This window comes from Burkholderia sp. SRS-25 (assembly GCF_004343765.1).
Classification (GTDB): domain Bacteria; phylum Pseudomonadota; class Gammaproteobacteria; order Burkholderiales; family Burkholderiaceae; genus Burkholderia; species Burkholderia contaminans.
In genome coordinates, this window is the sequence record NZ_PTXM01000018.1 from 85,716 (window position 1) to 103,508 (window position 17,793).

17 protein-coding genes are annotated in these 17,793 nt (G+C 67.1%); 6 read left to right on the plus strand and 11 right to left on the minus strand.

All coding sequences use genetic code 11. The features are described from left to right. Positions 1-90: 90 nt before the first annotated feature. Together grxC and C5O79_RS24750 are read right to left on the minus strand one after the other, a co-directional pair. Positions 91-351, minus strand: coding sequence for a glutaredoxin 3 (grxC, locus tag C5O79_RS24745; RefSeq protein WP_039346228.1), 261 nt, complete (start codon positions 349-351; stop codon positions 91-93). Then, positions 348-770 (minus strand): rhodanese-like domain-containing protein, encoded by a 423-nt coding sequence (locus C5O79_RS24750; protein ID WP_046544354.1) that lies wholly within the window; start codon positions 768-770, stop codon positions 348-350. Before C5O79_RS24750 ends, grxC begins: the two co-directional genes overlap by 4 nt. Before the next feature lie 135 nt (positions 771-905). Here C5O79_RS24750 and gpmA point away from each other — a divergent pair, with 135 nt between their 5' ends. From gpmA to moeB, 3 genes are all read left to right on the plus strand, one after another. Next, positions 906-1,652: a 2,3-diphosphoglycerate-dependent phosphoglycerate mutase gene (gpmA, locus tag C5O79_RS24755; protein ID WP_046544353.1), complete on the plus strand. Its 747-nt coding sequence runs from the start codon at positions 906-908 to the stop codon at positions 1,650-1,652. A 270-nt stretch (positions 1,653-1,922) separates the two neighbouring features. Beyond that, entirely contained in the window at positions 1,923-3,470 is a 1,548-nt protein-coding gene (locus tag C5O79_RS24760; protein WP_039346234.1) for a S41 family peptidase, read from the plus strand. A gap of 103 nt (positions 3,471-3,573) precedes the next feature. Beyond that, complete coding sequence (gene moeB / locus C5O79_RS24765; protein WP_039346236.1) at positions 3,574-4,326, plus strand: molybdopterin-synthase adenylyltransferase MoeB; 753 nt, start codon at positions 3,574-3,576, stop codon at positions 4,324-4,326. Between the two features lie 74 nt (positions 4,327-4,400). Here moeB and ptsP read toward each other — a convergent pair whose 3' ends face one another. From ptsP to C5O79_RS24800, 7 genes are all read right to left on the minus strand, one after another. Continuing rightward, on the minus strand, positions 4,401-6,173 hold the full coding sequence (gene ptsP / locus C5O79_RS24770) for a phosphoenolpyruvate--protein phosphotransferase (RefSeq protein ID WP_039346522.1): 1,773 nt from the start codon (positions 6,171-6,173) through the stop codon (positions 4,401-4,403). 481 nt (positions 6,174-6,654) lie between these two features. Beyond that, positions 6,655-6,924 carry an HPr family phosphocarrier protein gene (locus tag C5O79_RS24775; RefSeq protein ID WP_046544352.1) on the minus strand — a complete coding sequence of 90 codons (270 nt, stop codon included), beginning with the start codon at positions 6,922-6,924 and terminating at the stop codon, positions 6,655-6,657. A 73-nt stretch (positions 6,925-6,997) separates the two neighbouring features. Continuing rightward, entirely contained in the window at positions 6,998-7,468 is a 471-nt protein-coding gene (locus tag C5O79_RS24780) for a PTS fructose transporter subunit IIA (RefSeq protein WP_096507416.1), read from the minus strand. A 230-nt stretch (positions 7,469-7,698) separates the two neighbouring features. After that, positions 7,699-8,655, minus strand: a complete 957-nt coding sequence (gene gshB, locus C5O79_RS24785) for a glutathione synthase (RefSeq protein WP_039346241.1) — start codon at positions 8,653-8,655, stop codon at positions 7,699-7,701. Between the two features lie 26 nt (positions 8,656-8,681). Next, positions 8,682-9,971 (minus strand): glutamate--cysteine ligase, encoded by a 1,290-nt coding sequence (gene gshA, locus C5O79_RS24790; RefSeq protein ID WP_011353295.1) that lies wholly within the window; start codon positions 9,969-9,971, stop codon positions 8,682-8,684. Between the two features lie 244 nt (positions 9,972-10,215). After that, positions 10,216-11,730 (minus strand): ammonium transporter, encoded by a 1,515-nt coding sequence (locus C5O79_RS24795; RefSeq protein ID WP_046544351.1) that lies wholly within the window; start codon positions 11,728-11,730, stop codon positions 10,216-10,218. A 37-nt stretch (positions 11,731-11,767) separates the two neighbouring features. Continuing rightward, entirely contained in the window at positions 11,768-12,106 is a 339-nt protein-coding gene (locus C5O79_RS24800) for a P-II family nitrogen regulator (RefSeq protein ID WP_006398175.1), read from the minus strand. Between the two features lie 355 nt (positions 12,107-12,461). Between C5O79_RS24800 and C5O79_RS24805 the strand changes: the two genes are divergently transcribed. Continuing rightward, positions 12,462-12,713: an accessory factor UbiK family protein gene (locus C5O79_RS24805; protein WP_006489451.1), complete on the plus strand. Its 252-nt coding sequence runs from the start codon at positions 12,462-12,464 to the stop codon at positions 12,711-12,713. A 306-nt stretch (positions 12,714-13,019) separates the two neighbouring features. Next, positions 13,020-14,651: a YifB family Mg chelatase-like AAA ATPase gene (locus C5O79_RS24810; protein ID WP_047852255.1), complete on the plus strand. Its 1,632-nt coding sequence runs from the start codon at positions 13,020-13,022 to the stop codon at positions 14,649-14,651. A gap of 333 nt (positions 14,652-14,984) precedes the next feature. On the opposite strand, the gene C5O79_RS24820 is transcribed toward C5O79_RS24810, so the two are convergent. Beyond that, complete coding sequence (locus C5O79_RS24820; RefSeq protein WP_046544349.1) at positions 14,985-15,557, minus strand: hypothetical protein; 573 nt, start codon at positions 15,555-15,557, stop codon at positions 14,985-14,987. A gap of 160 nt (positions 15,558-15,717) precedes the next feature. On the opposite strand from C5O79_RS24820, the gene C5O79_RS24825 reads away from it, so the two are divergent. Next, the gene (locus C5O79_RS24825; protein WP_046544348.1) at positions 15,718-16,254 is read left to right on the plus strand and encodes a TlpA disulfide reductase family protein; all 537 of its coding nucleotides are present in this window, start codon (positions 15,718-15,720) and stop codon (positions 16,252-16,254) included. Between the two features lie 97 nt (positions 16,255-16,351). Here the strand turns inward: C5O79_RS24825 and C5O79_RS24830 are convergent, their stop codons facing one another. Next, positions 16,352-17,707 (minus strand): sigma-54 dependent transcriptional regulator, encoded by a 1,356-nt coding sequence (locus C5O79_RS24830; protein WP_047852256.1) that lies wholly within the window; start codon positions 17,705-17,707, stop codon positions 16,352-16,354. Positions 17,708-17,793 lie beyond the last annotated feature (86 nt).

The window sequence follows — 17,793 nt, forward strand, 5'->3', positions numbered from 1 at the left end:
GGTGACGGGGCGGCCCGGCTTCTCGCCGGCCGCCACGGATAAATCCTGCGCGCCCAAGCCGCGGCGCGGCCGGCGGCCATTCTGCCCTAATCAGGCCGCTTGCAGAAGCGGGACGAGCCCGCCTTCGCGGTCGAGCTTCGACAGATCGTCGTAACCGCCGACGTGCGTGTCGCCGATATAGATCTGCGGCACCGTGCGGCGCCCCGTGCGCGTCATCATTTCGTCGCGGCGGGCCGGATCGCGGTCGATCAGCACCTTCTCGATCTGCTCGACACCGCGCAGCTTCAGCAGGCGCTCGGCCTGGATGCAATACGGACACACCTGCGTGCTGTACATCAAAACCTTGTTCACTTCGCCACTCCTTGTTTGACGACCGGCATCCCGGCCTGCTGCCAGGCGGCCACGCCGCCCTCGAGCACGTGCACCTCGGCGTAACCCGCCGCCTCGACCTCGCGCGCCGCCTTCTGCGACTGCTGGCCGTTCTGGCAGACGAGCAACACCGGCGTGCTCTTGTTCTTCGCGACCTGCGCGATCTTCGTGCCGATCTCGCCCACCGCGACCTGACGCGCCGACGGCAGGTGGCCGGCAGCGAAATCGGCCGCGGCGCGCACGTCGATCACGACCGCGTTGCGGCGGTTGATGAGTTGCGTCGCCTCTGCGGCGGACAGGCCGCCGCGGCCGCGGCGCAGCGCGGGCCAGGCCAGCAGGCCGCCGGATACCACCAGGATCGCGATAAGGGCCAGGTTGGTGTAATTGGTAAAGAACGTCACGGAATTCCGCCGGAAAAAGAGAAATCGGATGAGGACAATCCCGCCATTATAAAATAACCGTCTTGCGCGATGGCGGGCCCGGGTCGGGTCCTGCACGATGCGCCACCGCTTCCTTCACTACCGACCGCAAGATCCATGTACAAACTCGTTCTCATCCGCCACGGCGAATCGACGTGGAACAAGGAAAACCGCTTCACCGGCTGGGTCGACGTCGACCTGACCGAACAGGGTCGCAACGAGGCCTACCAGGCCGGCGAATTGCTCAAGGAGGCCGGCTACACGTTCGACATCGCGTACACGTCGGTGCTCAAGCGCGCGATCCGCACGCTGTGGCACGTGCAGGACAAGATGGACCTGATGTACCTGCCGGTCGTCCATTCGTGGCGCCTGAACGAGCGCCACTACGGCGCGCTGTCGGGTCTGAACAAGGCGGAAACGGCCGCGAAGTTCGGCGACGACCAGGTGCTCGTGTGGCGCCGCAGCTACGACACGCCGCCGCCCGCGCTCGAGCCGACCGACGAACGCGCGCCGTTCAACGACCCGCGCTACGCGAAGGTGCCGCGCGAGCAGTTGCCGCTCACCGAGTGCCTGAAGGACACGGTCGCGCGCGTGCTGCCGCTGTGGAACGAGTCGATCGCCCCGGCGGTCCGCGCCGGCAAGCAGGTGCTGATCGCCGCGCACGGCAATTCGCTGCGCGCGCTGATCAAGTACCTCGACGGCATCTCGGACAGCGACATCGTCGGCCTGAACATCCCGAACGGCGTGCCGCTCGTGTATGAACTCGACGAGAACCTGAAGCCGATCACGCACTATTACCTCGGCGACCAGGACGCGATCGCGCAGGCGCAGGCCGCCGTCGCGAAGCAGGGCAAGGCGGGCTGACGCCCGTCGGCCGGGCAAGCCGGGCGGGCTGCGTCCGGTGCGGCCCGGCCCCCGGCCCTTGTAGCCCGCGCCGCGCGAACCTTCGCGGCCCTGGCGCTGTCGAAACCGCTTTCGAACCCGCAGCGCATCCGGCGGCGCCCCCGCCGGGCCGGCTCCGGGCCTGTTCGACGCTTTTCGCGCCGTTCCACTGAGTTATCGGACGAACAGTTATACTTGTCCGCTACATCATCCCCGCTACCGCCACGCGCTTCCCGACCGCACCAGATCTCTATGCGAATGAAATTGAAGAACATCGGCCTGATTGCCGCGGGCCTCGCCACGGGCGTGTTCGCCACGCTGCAGGTTTCCGCATCGGCCGAGCAGACCGCCACGGCGCCGCTTCCCCTCGACCAGCTCCGCCTGTTCGCGGAAGTCTTCGGACAGATCAAGCGCGAGTACGTCGAACCGGTCGACGACAAGAAGCTGCTGACGGCCGCGATCAAGGGCATGGTGTCGAGCCTCGACCCGCACTCGTCGTTCCTCGACAAGACCGACTACGACGAGCTGCAGGAGCAGACGAAGGGCCGCTTCGCGGGTCTCGGCATCGAGATCTCGCAGGAAGACGGCCTCGTCAAGGTGATCTCGCCGATCGAGGATACCCCCGCGTTCCGCGCCGGCATCCGTCCGGGCGACCTGATCACCCGCATCAACGACAAGCCGGTGCGCGGCATGACGCTCGACAAGGCCGTGAAGCAGATGCGCGGCGAGCCGGGCACCAAGGTCACGCTGACGATCTTCCGCAAGAGCGACGACCGCACATTCCCGGTCACGGTCACGCGCGCGATCATCAAGGTCCAGAGCGTGAAGATGAAGATCCTCGATCCGGGCTATGCGTATGTCCGCATCACGAGCTTCCAGGAGCGCACGACGCCCGATCTCGCCCAGAAGCTGCAGGACATCGCACGCCAGCAGCCGAACCTGAAGGGCCTCGTCCTCGACCTGCGCAACAACGGCGGCGGCCTGCTGCAGAGCGCGGTCGGCGTGGCCGGCGCGTTCCTGCCGCCCGACTCCGTCGTCGTGTCGACCAACGGCCAGATCGCCGATTCGAAGCAGGTCTACCGCGATACGTATGACAACTATCGCCTGCCGTCCTTCGATGGCGATCCGCTGAAGAACCTGCCGCCGGTCTTCAAGACCGTGCCGATGATCGTGCTGACGAACGCCTATTCGGCGTCCGCGTCGGAAATCGTCGCCGGTGCGCTGCAGGATTCGAAGCGCGCGCAGATCATGGGCAAGACGACGTTCGGCAAGGGTTCGGTGCAGACGGTCCGCCCGATGACGGCCGACACCGCGCTGCGCCTGACCACCGCGTACTACTACACGCCGAGCGGCCGTTCGATCCAGAACAAGGGCATCACGCCGGACGTGCCGGTCGATCAGTACGCGGACGGCGATCCGGACGACGTGCTCGTGACGCGCGAGGTCGACTACACGAACCACCTCGCGAACACGCAGGATCCGAACGAGAAGAAGGAACAGGAAGACCGCGAGCAGCGCCGGATGGATCAGCTGCGCGTGCTTGAAGAGCAGAACGACAAGAAGACGCCGGAGCAGCGCCAGAAGGATCGCGATCGCAAGCCGATCGAGTTCGGCAGCGCCGACGACTTCATGATGCAGCAGGCGCTCAACAAGCTCGAAGGCAAGCCGGTCCAGGAATCGAAGTCGCTGCTCGCCGAAAGCACGAAGGGCCCGGCCGGCAAGGCCGCCACGGCCTCGAAGGCATCGGGCGCCAGCGCGAAGCCGGCTTCCGCACCGAAGCCCGCGTCGGCACCGAAGTAAGCGCCGGCCGGCATCCGACGGGCCATCGCGGGAAGACCGCGATGGCCCGTTTTTCATGCGCGCCTAAAATAACGACACATACGCCGCCTCGCCACGACTCCCCATGAACGACGATCAACTCCTTCGCTACTCCCGTCACATCCTCGTCGACGAAATCGGCATCGAGGCACAGCAGCGCTTTCTCGATGCGCATGCGATCGTCGTCGGCGCGGGCGGCCTCGGCTCGCCCGCCGCGATGTACCTCGCGGCATCGGGCGTCGGCACGATCACGCTCGTCGACGCCGATACGGTCGATCTCACGAACCTGCAGCGGCAGATCCTGCACGTGACGGCGTCGGTCGGCCGCCACAAGGTCGAATCAGGGCGCGACGCGCTCGCGCAGCTGAACCCCGAGGTGAAAGTGCACGCGGTCGCGGAGCGTGTCGACGATGCATGGCTCGACGCGCACGTGCCGCACGCGAGCGTCGTGCTCGACTGCACCGACAACTTCGCGACGCGGCACGCGATCAACCGCGCCTGCGTCGCGCATGGCGTGCCGCTCGTATCGGGCGCCGCGCTGCGCTTCGACGGGCAGATCAGCACGTTCGACTTCCGCGACCCGGCCGCGCCCTGCTATGCGTGCGTGTTTCCGGAAGACCAGCCGTTCGAGGAAGTCGCGTGCGCGACGATGGGCGTGTTCGCGCCGACGGTCGGGATCATCGGCGCGATGCAGGCCGCCGAGGCGCTGCGCGTGATCGGGGAAATCGGCAAGACGCTCAACGGGCGCCTGATGATGCTCGATTCGCTGCGGATGGAATGGACGACGATGAAAATCGCGCGCCAGGCCGACTGCCCCGTGTGCGGGGGCCGGCACTGACGCGCGACGGGCATGCGCCGGGCGGCGCATGCATGGTGACACTTCGCGACGATTAGCGCAGACGCGGACGCCGGCTACGCAGCCGCATCCGCACGCGGCTCCGCCACCGACAGGCGCTGCAACGCGGCCTGCACTTCCTCCGGCTCGAACGCGGCGAGCACGTCGGCCGTGGGCTTTTCGAGCGCCTTCAGGTGCGCGCGCAGGATCTCCTGCTTCACGACCAGCAACTGGCTCGGGTGCATCGAGAACTCGGTGAGCCCCATCCCGAGCAACAGACGCGTGAGCGCCGGGTCCCCCGCCATTTCCCCGCATACCGACACGGACACGCCCGCGCGCTTCGCTTCGCGCAACGTATAGGCGATCAGGTGCAGCACGGCCGGATGCAGCGGGTCGTACAGGTGCGCGACCGCGTTGTCCGCGCGGTCGATCGCGAGCGTGTACTGGATCAGGTCGTTCGTGCCGATCGACAGGAAATCGAACCGCTTCAGGAACAGCGGCAGCGCGATCGCCGCGGCCGGGATCTCGATCATCGCGCCGATGCGCACGTTCGGGTCGTACGAGAGCCCCGCATCGTCGAGCTGACGCTTCGCCTCGCGGATCAGGTCGAGCGTCTGGTCGATCTCCTGCGCGTGCGCGAGCATCGGGATCAGGATCTTCACCTGGCCGAACGCGGACGCGCGCAGGATCGCGCGCAACTGCGTGAGGAACATCTGCGGCTCGGACAGGCTCCAGCGGATCGCGCGCAGGCCGAGCGCGGGGTTCGGTGCCGTCTCGTAGCCTTCGTCGAGCGCCTCGAGCGGCTTGTCCGCACCGACGTCGATCGTGCGAATCGTCACCGGCATGCCCTTCATCCACTCGACGGCCCGCTTGTACGCGGCGAACTGCTCTTCCTCCTCCGGCATCTCCTTCTGATGCATGAACAGGAACTCGGAACGGAACAGCCCGACGCCGACCGCGCCGGCCTCGACGGCCGCCTTCGCGTCGTCGGGCAGCTCGATGTTCGCGTACAGCTCGATCTTGGTGCCGCACAACGTTTGCGTCGGCGAGAACTTCAGGCGCTGCAGCTTGCGTTGCTCCAGCAGCTTCTCGGACTGCCGGTACGAATATTCCTCGAGGACGATCGGCGCCGGATCGACGATCACGATGCCCTGGTCGCCGTCGACGATGATCAGGTCGTCCTGGCGGATCAGCGCGCTCGCATGCTGCACGCCGACCGCGGCCGGAATGCCGAGGCTGCGCGCGACGATCGCCGTGTGCGACGTGCGCCCGCCGAGGTCGGTGACGAACGCCTGGAACGACTGCGACTTGAACTGCATCATGTCGGCCGGCGCGATGTCGTGCGCGACGACGATCATCTCGTTCGTGCCGTTCTTGGCCGCGCGGTCGAGCGCCTGCGACGCGGACGGCGCGCCGGCGAGCGCCTTCAGCACACGCTCGACCACCTGCTCGATGTCGGCCTTGCGCTCGCGCAGGTATTCGTCCTCGATATCGTCGAAGTGGCGCGTGAGCAGCTCGAGCTGCTCGGTCAGCGCCCACTCGACGTTGTAGCGGCGCGTGCGGATCAGGTCGATGGTTTCCTGCACGAGCATCTCGTCGCTCAGGATCATCGCGTGGACGTCGATGAATGCGCCGACTTCGCTCGGCGTGTCGTCGGTCAGGTCGGCGCGCAGCGCTTCGAGTTCGTGATGCACGACCTCGAGCGCGGTGCGGAAGCGCTCGACCTCCGCATCGATCTGGTTTGCCTCGACCAGGTAATGGGCGACGTCGAGCGCCGCCGGCGCGATCAGATACGCTCGCCCGATCGCGATACCACGTGAGACGGGAATGCCATGCAGCGTGAAGGACACGCGCACCTCCTCTGTACAAGTAAAGCCGCGGCACACTGCTGCGATGCGCTTATGACCCCGGTTAGCGATTATAAATTCCGCGACTCCCCGCTGGCTGCATGCACCGCAGCATTGCGCATTCCGCATCAATGCTTCCGACGAAAAAAATGCCGCGGAATCCGCGGCATTCTGACTGGAAACGGCAACGATCCGAGGGCCTGTTTCCATATGGAACGCGCATGCGTTGCCACGAGAACGGCCGCTCGCGAGGCGCGCGACGCCGCGAATACTGGACGTATTCGCAAGGAGTGCAACGCGGCGAGCGGCCGTTCTCGTGGCAACCCCAAATTAAAAAATACGTGTCACGGGAATGCCCGAAATCGCCCGTATGGCGGCGTCGCTCGTCGCTTGTTTGGCTCGGCCAAACGGCGCTCCTCGCTCCTTGCCCTACGAGCGATTTCGGGCATTCGCATGTGCGTTCCATATGGAAACAGGCCCTAGATCACTGGCCTTCGCCGAACTTGTCGGCGATCAGCTTCAGCAGCGCATCCATCGCTTCCTGCTCGTCGGACCCGTCGGTCTCGATCGTCACTGTGCTGCCGATGCCGGCCGCCAGCATCATCACACCCATGATGCTCTTCGCATTGATCTTGCGCCCGTTGCGCGTCATCCAGACTTCCGACTGGAAGTTGCCGGCCAGTTGCGTAAGCTTGGCCGATGCGCGCGCATGGAGCCCCAATTTATTGACGATGGTGGTTTCTTGTTGAAGCATGATTCTCGGTCGGGTCGGTCGGGACCGCCGGCGGCGCGCGCAGGCGGGTCGGTCTAAAACGGAAAACGGAGGCTCAGTGCGATTCGGTGCGCGGCTGCGGTTCGGGCGGAATCGGCGCGCACTGGCCGCAGCCGGTTTCGCTCGGCGGCGGCGGCGTGCCGGCCGACACCTCGTGGACGCCCTTCGCGCCGCCGGACAGCGCCTTGTCGACCAGCTTGTCGAGCGGCACGGTGCGGTAGCAGACGGCCCGCACGAGCATCGGCAGGTTCACGCCGGCCAGCACGCGCACGTTTTCGAGCTTCGCGAGCTGGCCCGCGATGTTCGCGGGGGTCGCGCCGTACATGTCGGTCAGCACGACCACGCCGTTCTCTTCCCGGAGACGCGCGAGCTCCGCGTGCGCGAACGCCATCACCTGGGTCGGGTCGCTGTCCGCCATCACGTCGATACAGCCGATGCGGGCGGGCACGCCGCCATAGATGTGCGCGATGCAGTCCCGCAGCGCGGTGGCGAGCGGGGCGTGCGCGATGATCAGGATCCCGGCCATGTCAGATCGCTCCCGGCCGCCCCTGGCGGGCCGACACCCCGCGGCGGGGCAATGAGCGTAGCGAGTGTGGGAAACGTTCCATGTTCAGCCTTGCAACAGTTTCGGCCCGACCGCCGGGCCTTGGGTACGCGAGCGCAGCACCGGGCAAGCGGGCATTGTAGCAGGCCGGTCGAACCGCTCCGGCGACGGGGACCTGCGCGGCCGCCGCCGGGGTTGCGCGGGAAAGCAGCCTACGCGGCTGCACGCTCCAGCGCGTCGATGAACATTGCGGCGACGTCGAAGCCCGTCTGCTCCATGATCTCGCGGAAGCACGTCGGGCTCGTGACGTTCACCTCGGTCAGCCAGTCGCCGATCGCATCCAGGCCGACCAGCAGCAACCCGCGTGCCGCGAGCACGGGCCCGAGCGTTTCGGCGATCTCGCGATCGCGCGCGGTCAGCGGCTGCGCCACGCCGAGCCCGCCCGCCGCGAGATTGCCGCGCACTTCGCTGCCCTGCGGAATCCGCGCGAGCGAAAACGGCACCGGTTCGCCCGCAATCAGCAGGATGCGCTTGTCGCCTGCCTTGATCTCCGGAATGAACTTCTGGATCATCAGCGAGCGCGTGCCGTCGTGGCCGAGCATCTCGATGATCGCGCCGAGATTCATCCCGTCGGCCTTCACGCGGAACACGCCCATCCCGCCCATCCCGTCGAGCGGCTTGACGATCACGTCGCCATGCTCGGCGTGGAACGCGCGCAGGCGTGCCGCATCACGCGTGACGAGCGTCGGCGCGACGAATTGCGGAAACTCGCCGATCGCGAGCTTTTCCGAGTGATCGCGGATCGACTGCGGCTTGTTGAACACGTGCGCGCCCGCCCGCTCGGCGAGCTCGAGCATCCACGTGGCCGTCACGTATTCCATGTCGAACGGCGGATCCTTGCGCATCAGCACCGCACCGAACGACGTCAGCGCACGGGATTCGTGCGCGGCCGCCTCGTACCACGGATGGCGGTGCAGATCGGCCGTATCGCCGACGATCGTCACGCGCTGCACGTCCGCCTCGACGCCCGAACCCGTCCACGCGAGCTGGTGCGGCTCGCATGCGTACACCGCATGCCCGCGCCGCGCCGCCTCCGCCATCATCGCGTAGGTCGAATCCTTGTAGATCTTGAAGCGCTCGAGCGGGTCGGCGATAAAGAGAATGTCCATGAGGTCCTGTACGTAGCGAAGGTCCGTTACACCTGGATGGCTTCGGGGTCGGTCTTTTCCAGTTCGATCGACGACGCGATCAGCGACAGCCGCGCGACGACGCCGTACATGTAGAAACGGTTCGGCGGCGCGGCACCCGGCTTGGCGCCCGCATCCGGCAGCGCGGTGTGCTCGAAGCCGAGCGGCACGTAGTGCATGCCGGGCGCGTTCAGGTTCTGGTCGCGCTCGCGACCGGCGTGCGTGCGGTAGAAGCCGCCGACCACGTAGCGGTCGATCATGTACACGACGGGCTCGGCGACTTCGTCGCCGACGCGCTCGAACGTATACACGCCTTCCTGCACGATCACGTCGCGCACCGCGAGGCCGGCCTTCGACTCGGCCATCTGCGCGCGCTCGGCCTTCGACATGCGGCCGATCTCGGCCGCATCGTGCACGGTCATCACGCCGCGCCCCGCCGTGCCCGCGTCGGCCTTCACGACGACGTACGGCTTCTCGCTGATCCCGTATTCGCGATACTTGCGCGCGATCTTCTTCAGCACGCCGTCGATCGCATCGGCGAGCGCCTGCTCGCCTTCATGCGCCTGCCAGTCGACGCCTTCCACGTGCGCGAAATACGGATTCACCATCCACGGATCGACACCGACCATCTTCGCGAACTTCTTCGCGACGTCGTCGTAGCACGAGAAATGCGTCGACTTGCGGCGCACGGCCCAGCCCGCGTGCAGCGGCGGCAGCAGGTACTGCTCGTGCAGGTTTTCCAGCACGGCCGGAATGCCGGCCGACAGATCGTTGTTCAGCAGGATCGAGCACGGATCGAAATTCTTCAGGCCGAGGCGGCGCTGCGAACGCTCGAGCGGTTCGAGCACGATCTTCTGGCCGTCGGCCAGCGTGATCGGCGTCATGTCGGTGATGCTCGGGTCGAGCGAACCGAAGCGCACGTTCAGGCCGGCCTGGCGCATGATCGTCGCGAGACGTGCGACGTTTTCGAGGTAGAACGCGTTGCGGGTCGGCAGCTCGGGAATCACGAGCAGGTTCTTCGCGTCCGGGCAGATCTTCTCGATCGCGGCCATCGCCGCCTGCACGGCGAGCGGCAGCACTTCGGACGGCAGGTTGTTGAACGCGCCGGGAAACAGGTTCGCGTCAACAGGCGCCAGCTTGAAGCCGGCATTGCGCAGGTCCACCGAACAATAGAACGGCGGGGTGTGTTCCTGCCATTCGAGCCTGAACCAGCGTTCGATCGCAGGCGTCGCGTCGAGGATCTTCTGCTCGAGTTCGAGCAGCGGACCGTTCAACGCGGTAACGAGGTGGGGAACCATGAATCACTCGCGAGCGGGAGAATGAAGATTGTAGAGCAATTGCCCTGCCCATTTGGGGATTGTTCCCGGCTTCACAAGGATATGGAGGAAGTTTTCGGCTATTGACCCGATAGAGTGAAGGGTTATCCGCTACGACAGCGCGTGACAGAAGAAAAAAAGCCCGCCGGGTGAGGCGGGCCCAAGTCGCTGCGCTCATTCATGGCGGGCGCCGTCGTCGCGGCGGCCCGCCGGTCATCCTTGTGACTTATTCGACATGCTCGCCGTGCAGGATCACGTCGAGACCTTCGCGCTCTTCTTCTTCCGACACGCGCAGGCCGATCGTCAGGTCGATCAGCTTCAGCAGCACGAAGCTCAGCACGCCGCTGTAGACCAGCGTGATCAAGACGCCCTTCGCCTGCAGCAGCAGGCTGCCGTCGGCGCCGCCGATATCCTTGACCGCGAATACGCCAGTCAGCAGTGCACCGAGAATCCCGCCAATGCCGTGCACGCCGAACGCGTCGAGCGAATCGTCGTAGCCGAGCTTCGACTTGAGCCACGTCGCCGACCAGAAGCACACGACGCCTGCCGCGATACCGATCACGAGCGCGCCTGCCACGCCGACGAAGCCGGCTGCCGGCGTGATCGCCACCAGACCCGCGACCGCGCCCGACACGATGCCGAGCACCGACGGCTTGCCCTTCGCGATCCATTCGGCAAACATCCAGCCGAGCGCCGCGCACGCCGTCGCGACTTGCGTCGTCAGCATCGCGAAGCCGGCACGGCCGTCGGCCGCGACCGCCGAGCCTGCGTTGAAGCCGAACCAGCCGACCCACAGCATCGAGCCGCCGATCATCGTCAGCACGAGGTTGTGCGGTGCCATCGATTCACGACCGTAGCCGACGCGCTTGCCGAGCACCAGGCACGACACGAGGCCCGCGATACCGGCGTTGATGTGCACCACCGTGCCGCCCGCGAAGTCGAGCACGCCGTCCGACGACAGCCAGCCGGTCGGCTCCCACACCATGTGCGCGATCGGCACGTAGACGATCAGCGACCAGAGCGTCATGAACACGAGCATCGCCGAGAACTTCATCCGGTCGGCGAACGCGCCGCAGATCAGTGCCGGCGTGATGATCGCGAACGTCATCTGGTAGACGAAGTAGACCGATTCCGGGATCGTCGTCGCGAGGTGGCTGACGGTCAGCGTGGTCGCCTTGTCGCCCTTGATGTAGTTCATGCCGTGCAGGAACACGCGCGACAGGCCGCCGATGAAGCCGTTGCCCGGCGTGAACGCGAGGCTGTAGCCGACCACCGTCCAGAGCACCGTGATCACTGCGGTGATCGCGAAGCTCTGCATCACGGTCGCGAGCACGTTCTTCTTGCGGACCATGCCCGCGTAGAACAGCGCGAGGCCGGGGATCGTCATGAACAGCACGAGCGCGGTGGACGTCAGCATCCACGCGGTGTCGCCCGCGCTGATCTTCGACGAATCGACCGAGAACGGGGCGGTCGGCGCAGCCGGTGCGGCAGGCGCGGACGCGGCGGCGGCAGCCGATGCGTCGGCGGCGCCCGAAGCCGGTGCGGCGGCAGCGGCGGTCGCGGATGCGTCGGTGGCAGCCGGTGCCGAAGCGGCCGGAGCGGCAGCAGCCGATGCGTCGGAAGCCGTGGCGGCAGGTGCGGACGCAGCCGCGGCGGACGCCGCGTCGTCGGCGAGCGCGGAGCCGACGCCGGCCGCGATCAGCGAGCCGGCCATCAGCAGGGACATCAGAAGTTTGCGCATCTTGGGTTTCCTCTTGTCGCTTGTCTTGTCTGTTCTGTTACAGCGCGTCAGCGCCGGTCTCCCCGGTGCGAATCCGGATCACTTGCTCGATGGGCGTGACGAATATCTTGCCGTCGCCGATCTTGCCGGTGCGCGCGGCCCGCTCGATCGCTTCCACCGCCTGGTCGACGAGATCGTCCGACACGGCCGCCTCGATCTTCATCTTCGGCAGGAAATCGACCACGTATTCGGCGCCGCGGTACAGCTCGGTATGCCCCTTCTGGCGCCCGAACCCTTTCACCTCCGTCACCGTGATGCCCGAGACGCCGAGCGCCGACAGCGCTTCGCGCGTCTCATCGAGCTTGAACGGCTTGATGATTGCGGTAATGAGTTTCATGAAGTCCTCTCGCTGGGTTGTCCCGTCGAATTGGTTGGAATGTTGTAACGGACTCTTCTCAGCAACTCGCATGCCATGTCCGTTGGAACACCGTCTCGAAGGGCGCGGGAACAGGGTCACATCCGGCGATGTAAGGCGCGGAAGCCCGGCCGAATGGCCAACGTGGCCTGGTTTGCTGGCGCGGCGAAAGGATCGTTGCTAGAGTGCACGCACGTCCCGGATCGCCGGGGCATTCACCCATGCGGGCGCCATGCCCGGAATTCGCGCTCCGGGCGCACCATTTCCGGTCATGCGTGCATCATGGGCACGTACGCAACTGAAGATGCACATTTTTTGTGCAAGGAAGGGGAATCACATGAAGCAACCCAGCGACGTTTTCAACGATCTGCAGTCGCGCGTCAGCGATCTGCTGAAAAACTCGCCGGCCAAGGACGTCGAGCGCAACGTGAAGGCCATGCTGTCGCAAGGCTTCTCGAAACTCGATCTCGTCACGCGCGAGGAATTCGACACGCAGGCGCAAGTGCTCGCCCGCACCCGCGTGCGCCTCGAGGAACTCGAGAAACGCGTCGCGGAACTCGAGCAGAAGCTCGCCGCGCCGCAAGCCTGACGCCGTGCCCGGCCGCAAGGTCCGGGCGCGGGCCGCCTCGTGCGGTCCGCGCCCGCCGCCTCGAAGCACTGAAGCACTGAAGCACTGAAGCACTGAAGCACTGAAATCACCGTACCGCTCTTCGTCGTCCGTCGTTCTACGCAGCCCCCCGCTCTTCGCTGTTCATCGCTCTTCGCAGTCCGTCGTTCCGCTGTTCCTCGTTCTTTCCCCGCGCCACGCCGGCAAGCGCGCACCGTTCCTCCGATTCCCGCGGCATGCGGCCCCGAATGGCCGTCATCCGTCCGCCTTGTTTACAGGAGCCTCGCCATGTCGCTCGCCGTGGTGCGCAGTCGCGCGCCCGCCTCCGGCCGTGCGCCGGACGTCACCGTCGAAGTCCATCTCGCCAATGGGTTGCCGTCGTTTTCGATCGTCGGCCTGCCCGATCTCGAAGTCCGCGAAAGCCGCGAGCGGGTGCGCGCCGCGCTGCAGAACTGCGGCTTCGAATTCCCCGTGCGCCGCATCACCGTCAACCTCGCGCCGGCCGACCTGCCGAAGGAGTCGGGACGGTTCGACCTGCCGATCGCGCTCGGCATCCTCGCCGCGAACGGCCAGATCCCGGCCGACGCGCTGGCCGGCCGCGAATTCGCGGGGGAACTGTCGCTGACGGGCGCGCTGCGGCCGATGCGCGGCGCGTTCGCGATGGCGTGCGGCGTGGCGCGGGATTGGCAGGTTGCGGAAAGCGGCGCGGCTTCCGGCCTGGTTTCCGGCACGCTCTCCAGTTCAGGCAACGGTGGCCGGGAGGCCGGCCCGCAGCCGCACTCCGCCGCCGCGTCGAACGCCCCCGAGCTGTACCTGCCGCTCGCCAGCGCCGCCGAGGCCGCGCTCGTGCCGGGCGTCACCGTGTTCGGCGCGCCGGACCTGCCCGCGCTGTGCGCGCACCTCACCGGCGCGCCCGACGGGCGGCTCGCGCCGGTCGCGGCGCCGTGCCTCGACGGCCTGCCGACGCCGGCCGCTCCCGATCTCGCCGACGTGGTCGGCCAGCGCGGCGCCCGCCGCGCGCTGGAAGTCGCGGCCGCAGGCGGCCATCACATGCTGATGGTCGGGCCGCCGGGGGCCGGCAAGTCGATGCTGGCCGCACGGCTGCCGGGCCTCCTGCCGCCGCTGACCGACGACGAGGCGCTGACGTCGGCGGCGCTCCTCTCCGCGAGCCGCCTCGGCTTCTTGCCCGCGCAGTGGCGCCGGCGGCCGTTCCGTGCGCCGCATCACTCGTCGAGCGCCGCCGCGCTGGTCGGCGGCCGCAACCCGCCGCAACCGGGCGAGATCACGCTCGCGCACCTCGGCGTGCTGTTCCTCGACGAACTCCCGGAATTCGACCGGCACGTGCTCGAAATGCTGCGCGAGCCGCTGGAGGCCGGCCGCATCACGATTTCACGTGCGGCCCAGCAGGCCGATTTTCCGGCCGCTTGTCAGTTGATCGCCGCGATGAATCCGTGCCCGTGCGGCTGGCACGGCGATCCGTCGGGGCGCTGCCGCTGCTCCCCCGACGTCGCCGCGCGCTACCTGCGCAAGCTGTCGGGGCCGCTCGTCGACCGCATCGACATCCAGATCGACCTGCCCGCGCTGTCGCCGGCCGAACTGGCGACGCGCGCATCGGCGCCCGGCGAGCCAAGTGCCGCCGTAGCTGCGCGGGTTGCACAGGCGCGTGCGCTGCAACTCGATCGGCAGGGCAAGACGAACCACATGCTGAGCGGCCGCGAGACCGACGACCTGTGCCGGCCGACCGACGAAGGCGAACGGCTGCTGCGCGAGGCCGGCGAACGCTTCGGCTGGTCGGCGCGCGCGTATTACCGCGTGCTGAAGGTCGCGCGGACGATCGCCGACCTGGCCGGCGACCCGCTGCCGACGGCCGCGCAGATCGCCGAAGCAATCCGCTACAGGCGCGCGCTGACGGCGCTTTGAACGCCCTCGGAGGACAAAATCCGGCTGTCAAGACTTGACTTATGCACAATTCCGCGAATCCGACCCCGGATCGGGGCTCGGCGAGACCTTTGCAGCACGGAATCCGTATCCCTTTGTTTTTATTGATTTTTCCCAAAATACAAGCGAGCGCCCAAACAGGCCGGAAGGCCGTCCCGTGCGGCTTGGCGGGAAATCGGGGCAACTTTTCAACAAAGTTATCCACATGCGCTGTGGATAGCCGAAAAAACCTCGCAAAATCCGGCGACTAGCGTCGAAAGCTGCGAATGAACTTTCAATTGCCACCGGGGGTCTGAGCACCCTCGCCGGCCGCCGTCAGTCGAGTTTGAACGACCCGAAAAACTGTTCGAGCTGCTCCTGCGTGAGCGGCCCGTCGGCAATCACGACAGCCTGGTACGCGTGCCGGCCGCGCGCGGCGAGCCGCGCGACGATCGTCTTGTGCGTGCGATCGCCGCCGGCCGCCGCGCCCGCGACGCGCAGCTCGAGCCCGTTCACCGCGCCGCCGGCCGCGAGCGGCACGGGCACCGAAGCCGTCTGCGGCGCACCCTCGAGGTTGCGGGACAGCCCGGCGCGCAGGAATTCGAGCGCCGCGCGGCGCGTGTCGTCACGGTCGTCCGGCAGCGTCAGCGTGCCGACCGCGAACACCGCGCCGTCGACGTGCGCGGCCTGCATCCGCATCGGCATCGACGTGCCGCCGATCGCCACCGGCTGCTCCTCGACGGTCGGCTTCGCAGGCAGGTCGATCGTGTAGCCGGCATCGTTGTGCAGCGTGCGCCAGTCGTACGACGGCGAACACGCGGCCAGCGCCGCGCTCACGCACGCGAGCGCGGCGAAGTGTCGCAACGGACGAAAAAGAGGACGCAACGAAACGGTGACTTCCTTCGGCATGGCGTGGATCGGGCAGGCAAAACGAGCATTATCCGCTGAACGTGAAATCCGGGATGTGCGGCCGCCGTCGGTGCGCAAGCCGCATTCGCGCTAAAATGAGCGTCGAATTTCGATGTCCTTTGCATTGATCCGCGTCATCGACCGACTCCGAGAGCACCAGATGAACACCACGCCTCCCGTCCGGCGCAGCGCCGGCCCCGTCCGCTACATCGTCGCCGCCGTCGTCGTCGCGGCGATCGCCGTCGCCGGCTTCTTCGCATTCAACGGCAAGTCCAGCGTGCCGGACGCCACGTTCACGCTGCTGTCGGGCCAGAAGGTTTCGACCGCAGGCGATCTGAAAGGCAAGGTCTATCTCGTGAACTTCTGGGCGACGAGCTGCGCGACCTGCATGCAGGAAATGCCGCAGATGGTCGATACCTACAACCGCTTCAAGGGTCAGGGTCTGGAATTCGTCGCGGTCGCGATGAACTACGATCCGCCGATGTACGTCGCGAACTACGCGCAGACGCGCCAGTTGCCGTTCAAGGTCGCGCTCGACGACGGCAGCGTCGCGAAGCAGTTCGGCAACGTGCAGCTCACGCCGACGACCTTCGTCGTCGACAAGGACGGCAAGATCCTGAAGCGCTACGTCGGCGCGCCGCAGTTCGCGGAACTCGACGCGCTGCTCAAGAAGGCACTCGACGGCAACGCGGCCTGAGCGCCGCCCGATCCGGCTCGAAGGGCCGCGCACCGCGCCCTTCCCCGCACGACGGACCGCATGACCGGGCAACCCGGTTCCGCGGTCCGTTTGCTTTTCAGCGCTCGGTTTCGCCTTTCGCCGACAGCCCGTAGCGCTTCATCTTCTCGTACAGCGTCGCCTTGCCGACATGCAGCCGGTCGGCCGTCGCGGCGACCGCGCCGCCCGTCTGGTTCAGCGCCTCGGCGATCACCGCGCGCTCGAATTGCTCGATGCGCTCCTTCAGCGTCTGCTCGTTGTCGGCGTCGTCGCCGCTCGCCCCCGTCTCCTGCGACATGTCGGCCACGCCGAGCACGAAGCGGTCGGCCGCGTTGCGCAACTCGCGCACATTGCCGGGCCAGTCGCGCTGCATCAGGCTCGCGCGCTGCCGGTCGGTCAGCACCGGCGCGGGGCGCGCGTAGCGCACGGCCGCATCGAGCATGAAGTGCTCGAACAGCGGCACGATGTCCTCGCGGCGCTCGGCGAGCGGCGGCAGCGCGATCGTCACGACGTTGAGGCGGTACAGCAGGTCGCGCCGGAACGTGCCGGCCGCGACGAGTTCGCTCATGTCGCCTTTCGCGGCCGCCACCACGCGGCAGTTCACGCGGATCGGCTGGTTCGAGCCTAGCCGCTCCAGCACGCCGTCCTGCAGCACGCGCAGCAACTTCACCTGCAGCGCGAGCGGCATGCTTTCGATTTCGTCGAGGAACAGCGTGCCGCCGGACGCATATTCGAGCTTGCCGACGCGGCGCTTCGCGGCGCCGGTAAACGCGCCGGGCTCGTAGCCGAACATCTCCGACTCGAACATCGGCTCGGGCAGCGCGCCGCAGTTCACCGCGATGAACGGCTTGTCGCGGCGCGGCGACAGCTCGTGCAGGCTGCGCGCGATCAGCTCCTTGCCGGCGCCGGTGTCGCCGTTGATCAGCACCGACGCATCGGTCGGCGCGACGTTCGCGATCAGCTTGCGCACCTGCTCGATTGCCGGACTGCGGCCGATGATGCGCGGCGCGACGACGTTCTGTCCGGCCAGTTCGCGCCGCAGCGCGTGGTTCTCGAGCACGAGTTCGCGGCGCTCGAGCGCGCGGCGCACCGTCTCGATCAGGCGCTCGGCCGCAAACGGTTTTTCGATGAAGTCGTACGCGCCGTCGCGCATCGCCTGCACGGCCATCGAGATGTCGCCGTGCCCCGTGACGAGGATCACGGGCACGTCGGGCACGCGCTCGCGGCACTGCGCGAGCACGTCGAGCCCGCTCGCGCCGGGCAGTCGGATGTCGCTGACGATCGCGCCGGCGGTATCCGCGACGATCGCCTTCTCGGCCGCCTCGGCCGACTCGAAGCCGACGACGTCGAACCCCGCCAGCTGAAGGCTCTGCACGCTGGCCCGGCGAACGAGCGCATCGTCTTCGATATAGATCACTTGCAGCCGGTTGGCCATCGTACTCACTTGCTCCTGACGGGCCGCGCGGCGGCAGCGCGCGCGGCGTCGTTGATACCGATCGTGCGCCGATCGGGCGGGCGGCG

Excerpts from the sequence above, each read along its gene's own strand:
- gpmA (WP_046544353.1), top strand. The coding sequence starts at position 906 with ATGTACAAACTCGTTCTCATCCGCCACGGCGAATCGACGTGGAACAAG.
- C5O79_RS24760 (WP_039346234.1), top strand. The coding sequence starts at position 1,923 with ATGCGAATGAAATTGAAGAACATCGGCCTGATTGCCGCGGGCCTCGCC.
- moeB (WP_039346236.1), top strand. The coding sequence starts at position 3,574 with ATGAACGACGATCAACTCCTTCGCTACTCCCGTCACATCCTCGTCGAC.
- C5O79_RS24775 (WP_046544352.1), bottom strand. The coding sequence starts at position 6,924 with ATGCTTCAACAAGAAACCACCATCGTCAATAAATTGGGGCTCCATGCG.
- C5O79_RS24780 (WP_096507416.1), bottom strand. The coding sequence starts at position 7,468 with ATGGCCGGGATCCTGATCATCGCGCACGCCCCGCTCGCCACCGCGCTG.
- gshB (WP_039346241.1), bottom strand. The coding sequence starts at position 8,655 with ATGGACATTCTCTTTATCGCCGACCCGCTCGAGCGCTTCAAGATCTAC.
- gshA (WP_011353295.1), bottom strand. The coding sequence starts at position 9,971 with ATGGTTCCCCACCTCGTTACCGCGTTGAACGGTCCGCTGCTCGAACTC.
- C5O79_RS24795 (WP_046544351.1), bottom strand. The coding sequence starts at position 11,730 with ATGCGCAAACTTCTGATGTCCCTGCTGATGGCCGGCTCGCTGATCGCG.
- C5O79_RS24800 (WP_006398175.1), bottom strand. The coding sequence starts at position 12,106 with ATGAAACTCATTACCGCAATCATCAAGCCGTTCAAGCTCGATGAGACG.
- C5O79_RS24805 (WP_006489451.1), top strand. The coding sequence starts at position 12,462 with ATGAAGCAACCCAGCGACGTTTTCAACGATCTGCAGTCGCGCGTCAGC.
- C5O79_RS24810 (WP_047852255.1), top strand. The coding sequence starts at position 13,020 with ATGTCGCTCGCCGTGGTGCGCAGTCGCGCGCCCGCCTCCGGCCGTGCG.
- C5O79_RS24820 (WP_046544349.1), bottom strand. The coding sequence starts at position 15,557 with ATGCCGAAGGAAGTCACCGTTTCGTTGCGTCCTCTTTTTCGTCCGTTG.
- C5O79_RS24825 (WP_046544348.1), top strand. The coding sequence starts at position 15,718 with ATGAACACCACGCCTCCCGTCCGGCGCAGCGCCGGCCCCGTCCGCTAC.
- C5O79_RS24830 (WP_047852256.1), bottom strand. The coding sequence starts at position 17,707 with ATGGCCAACCGGCTGCAAGTGATCTATATCGAAGACGATGCGCTCGTT.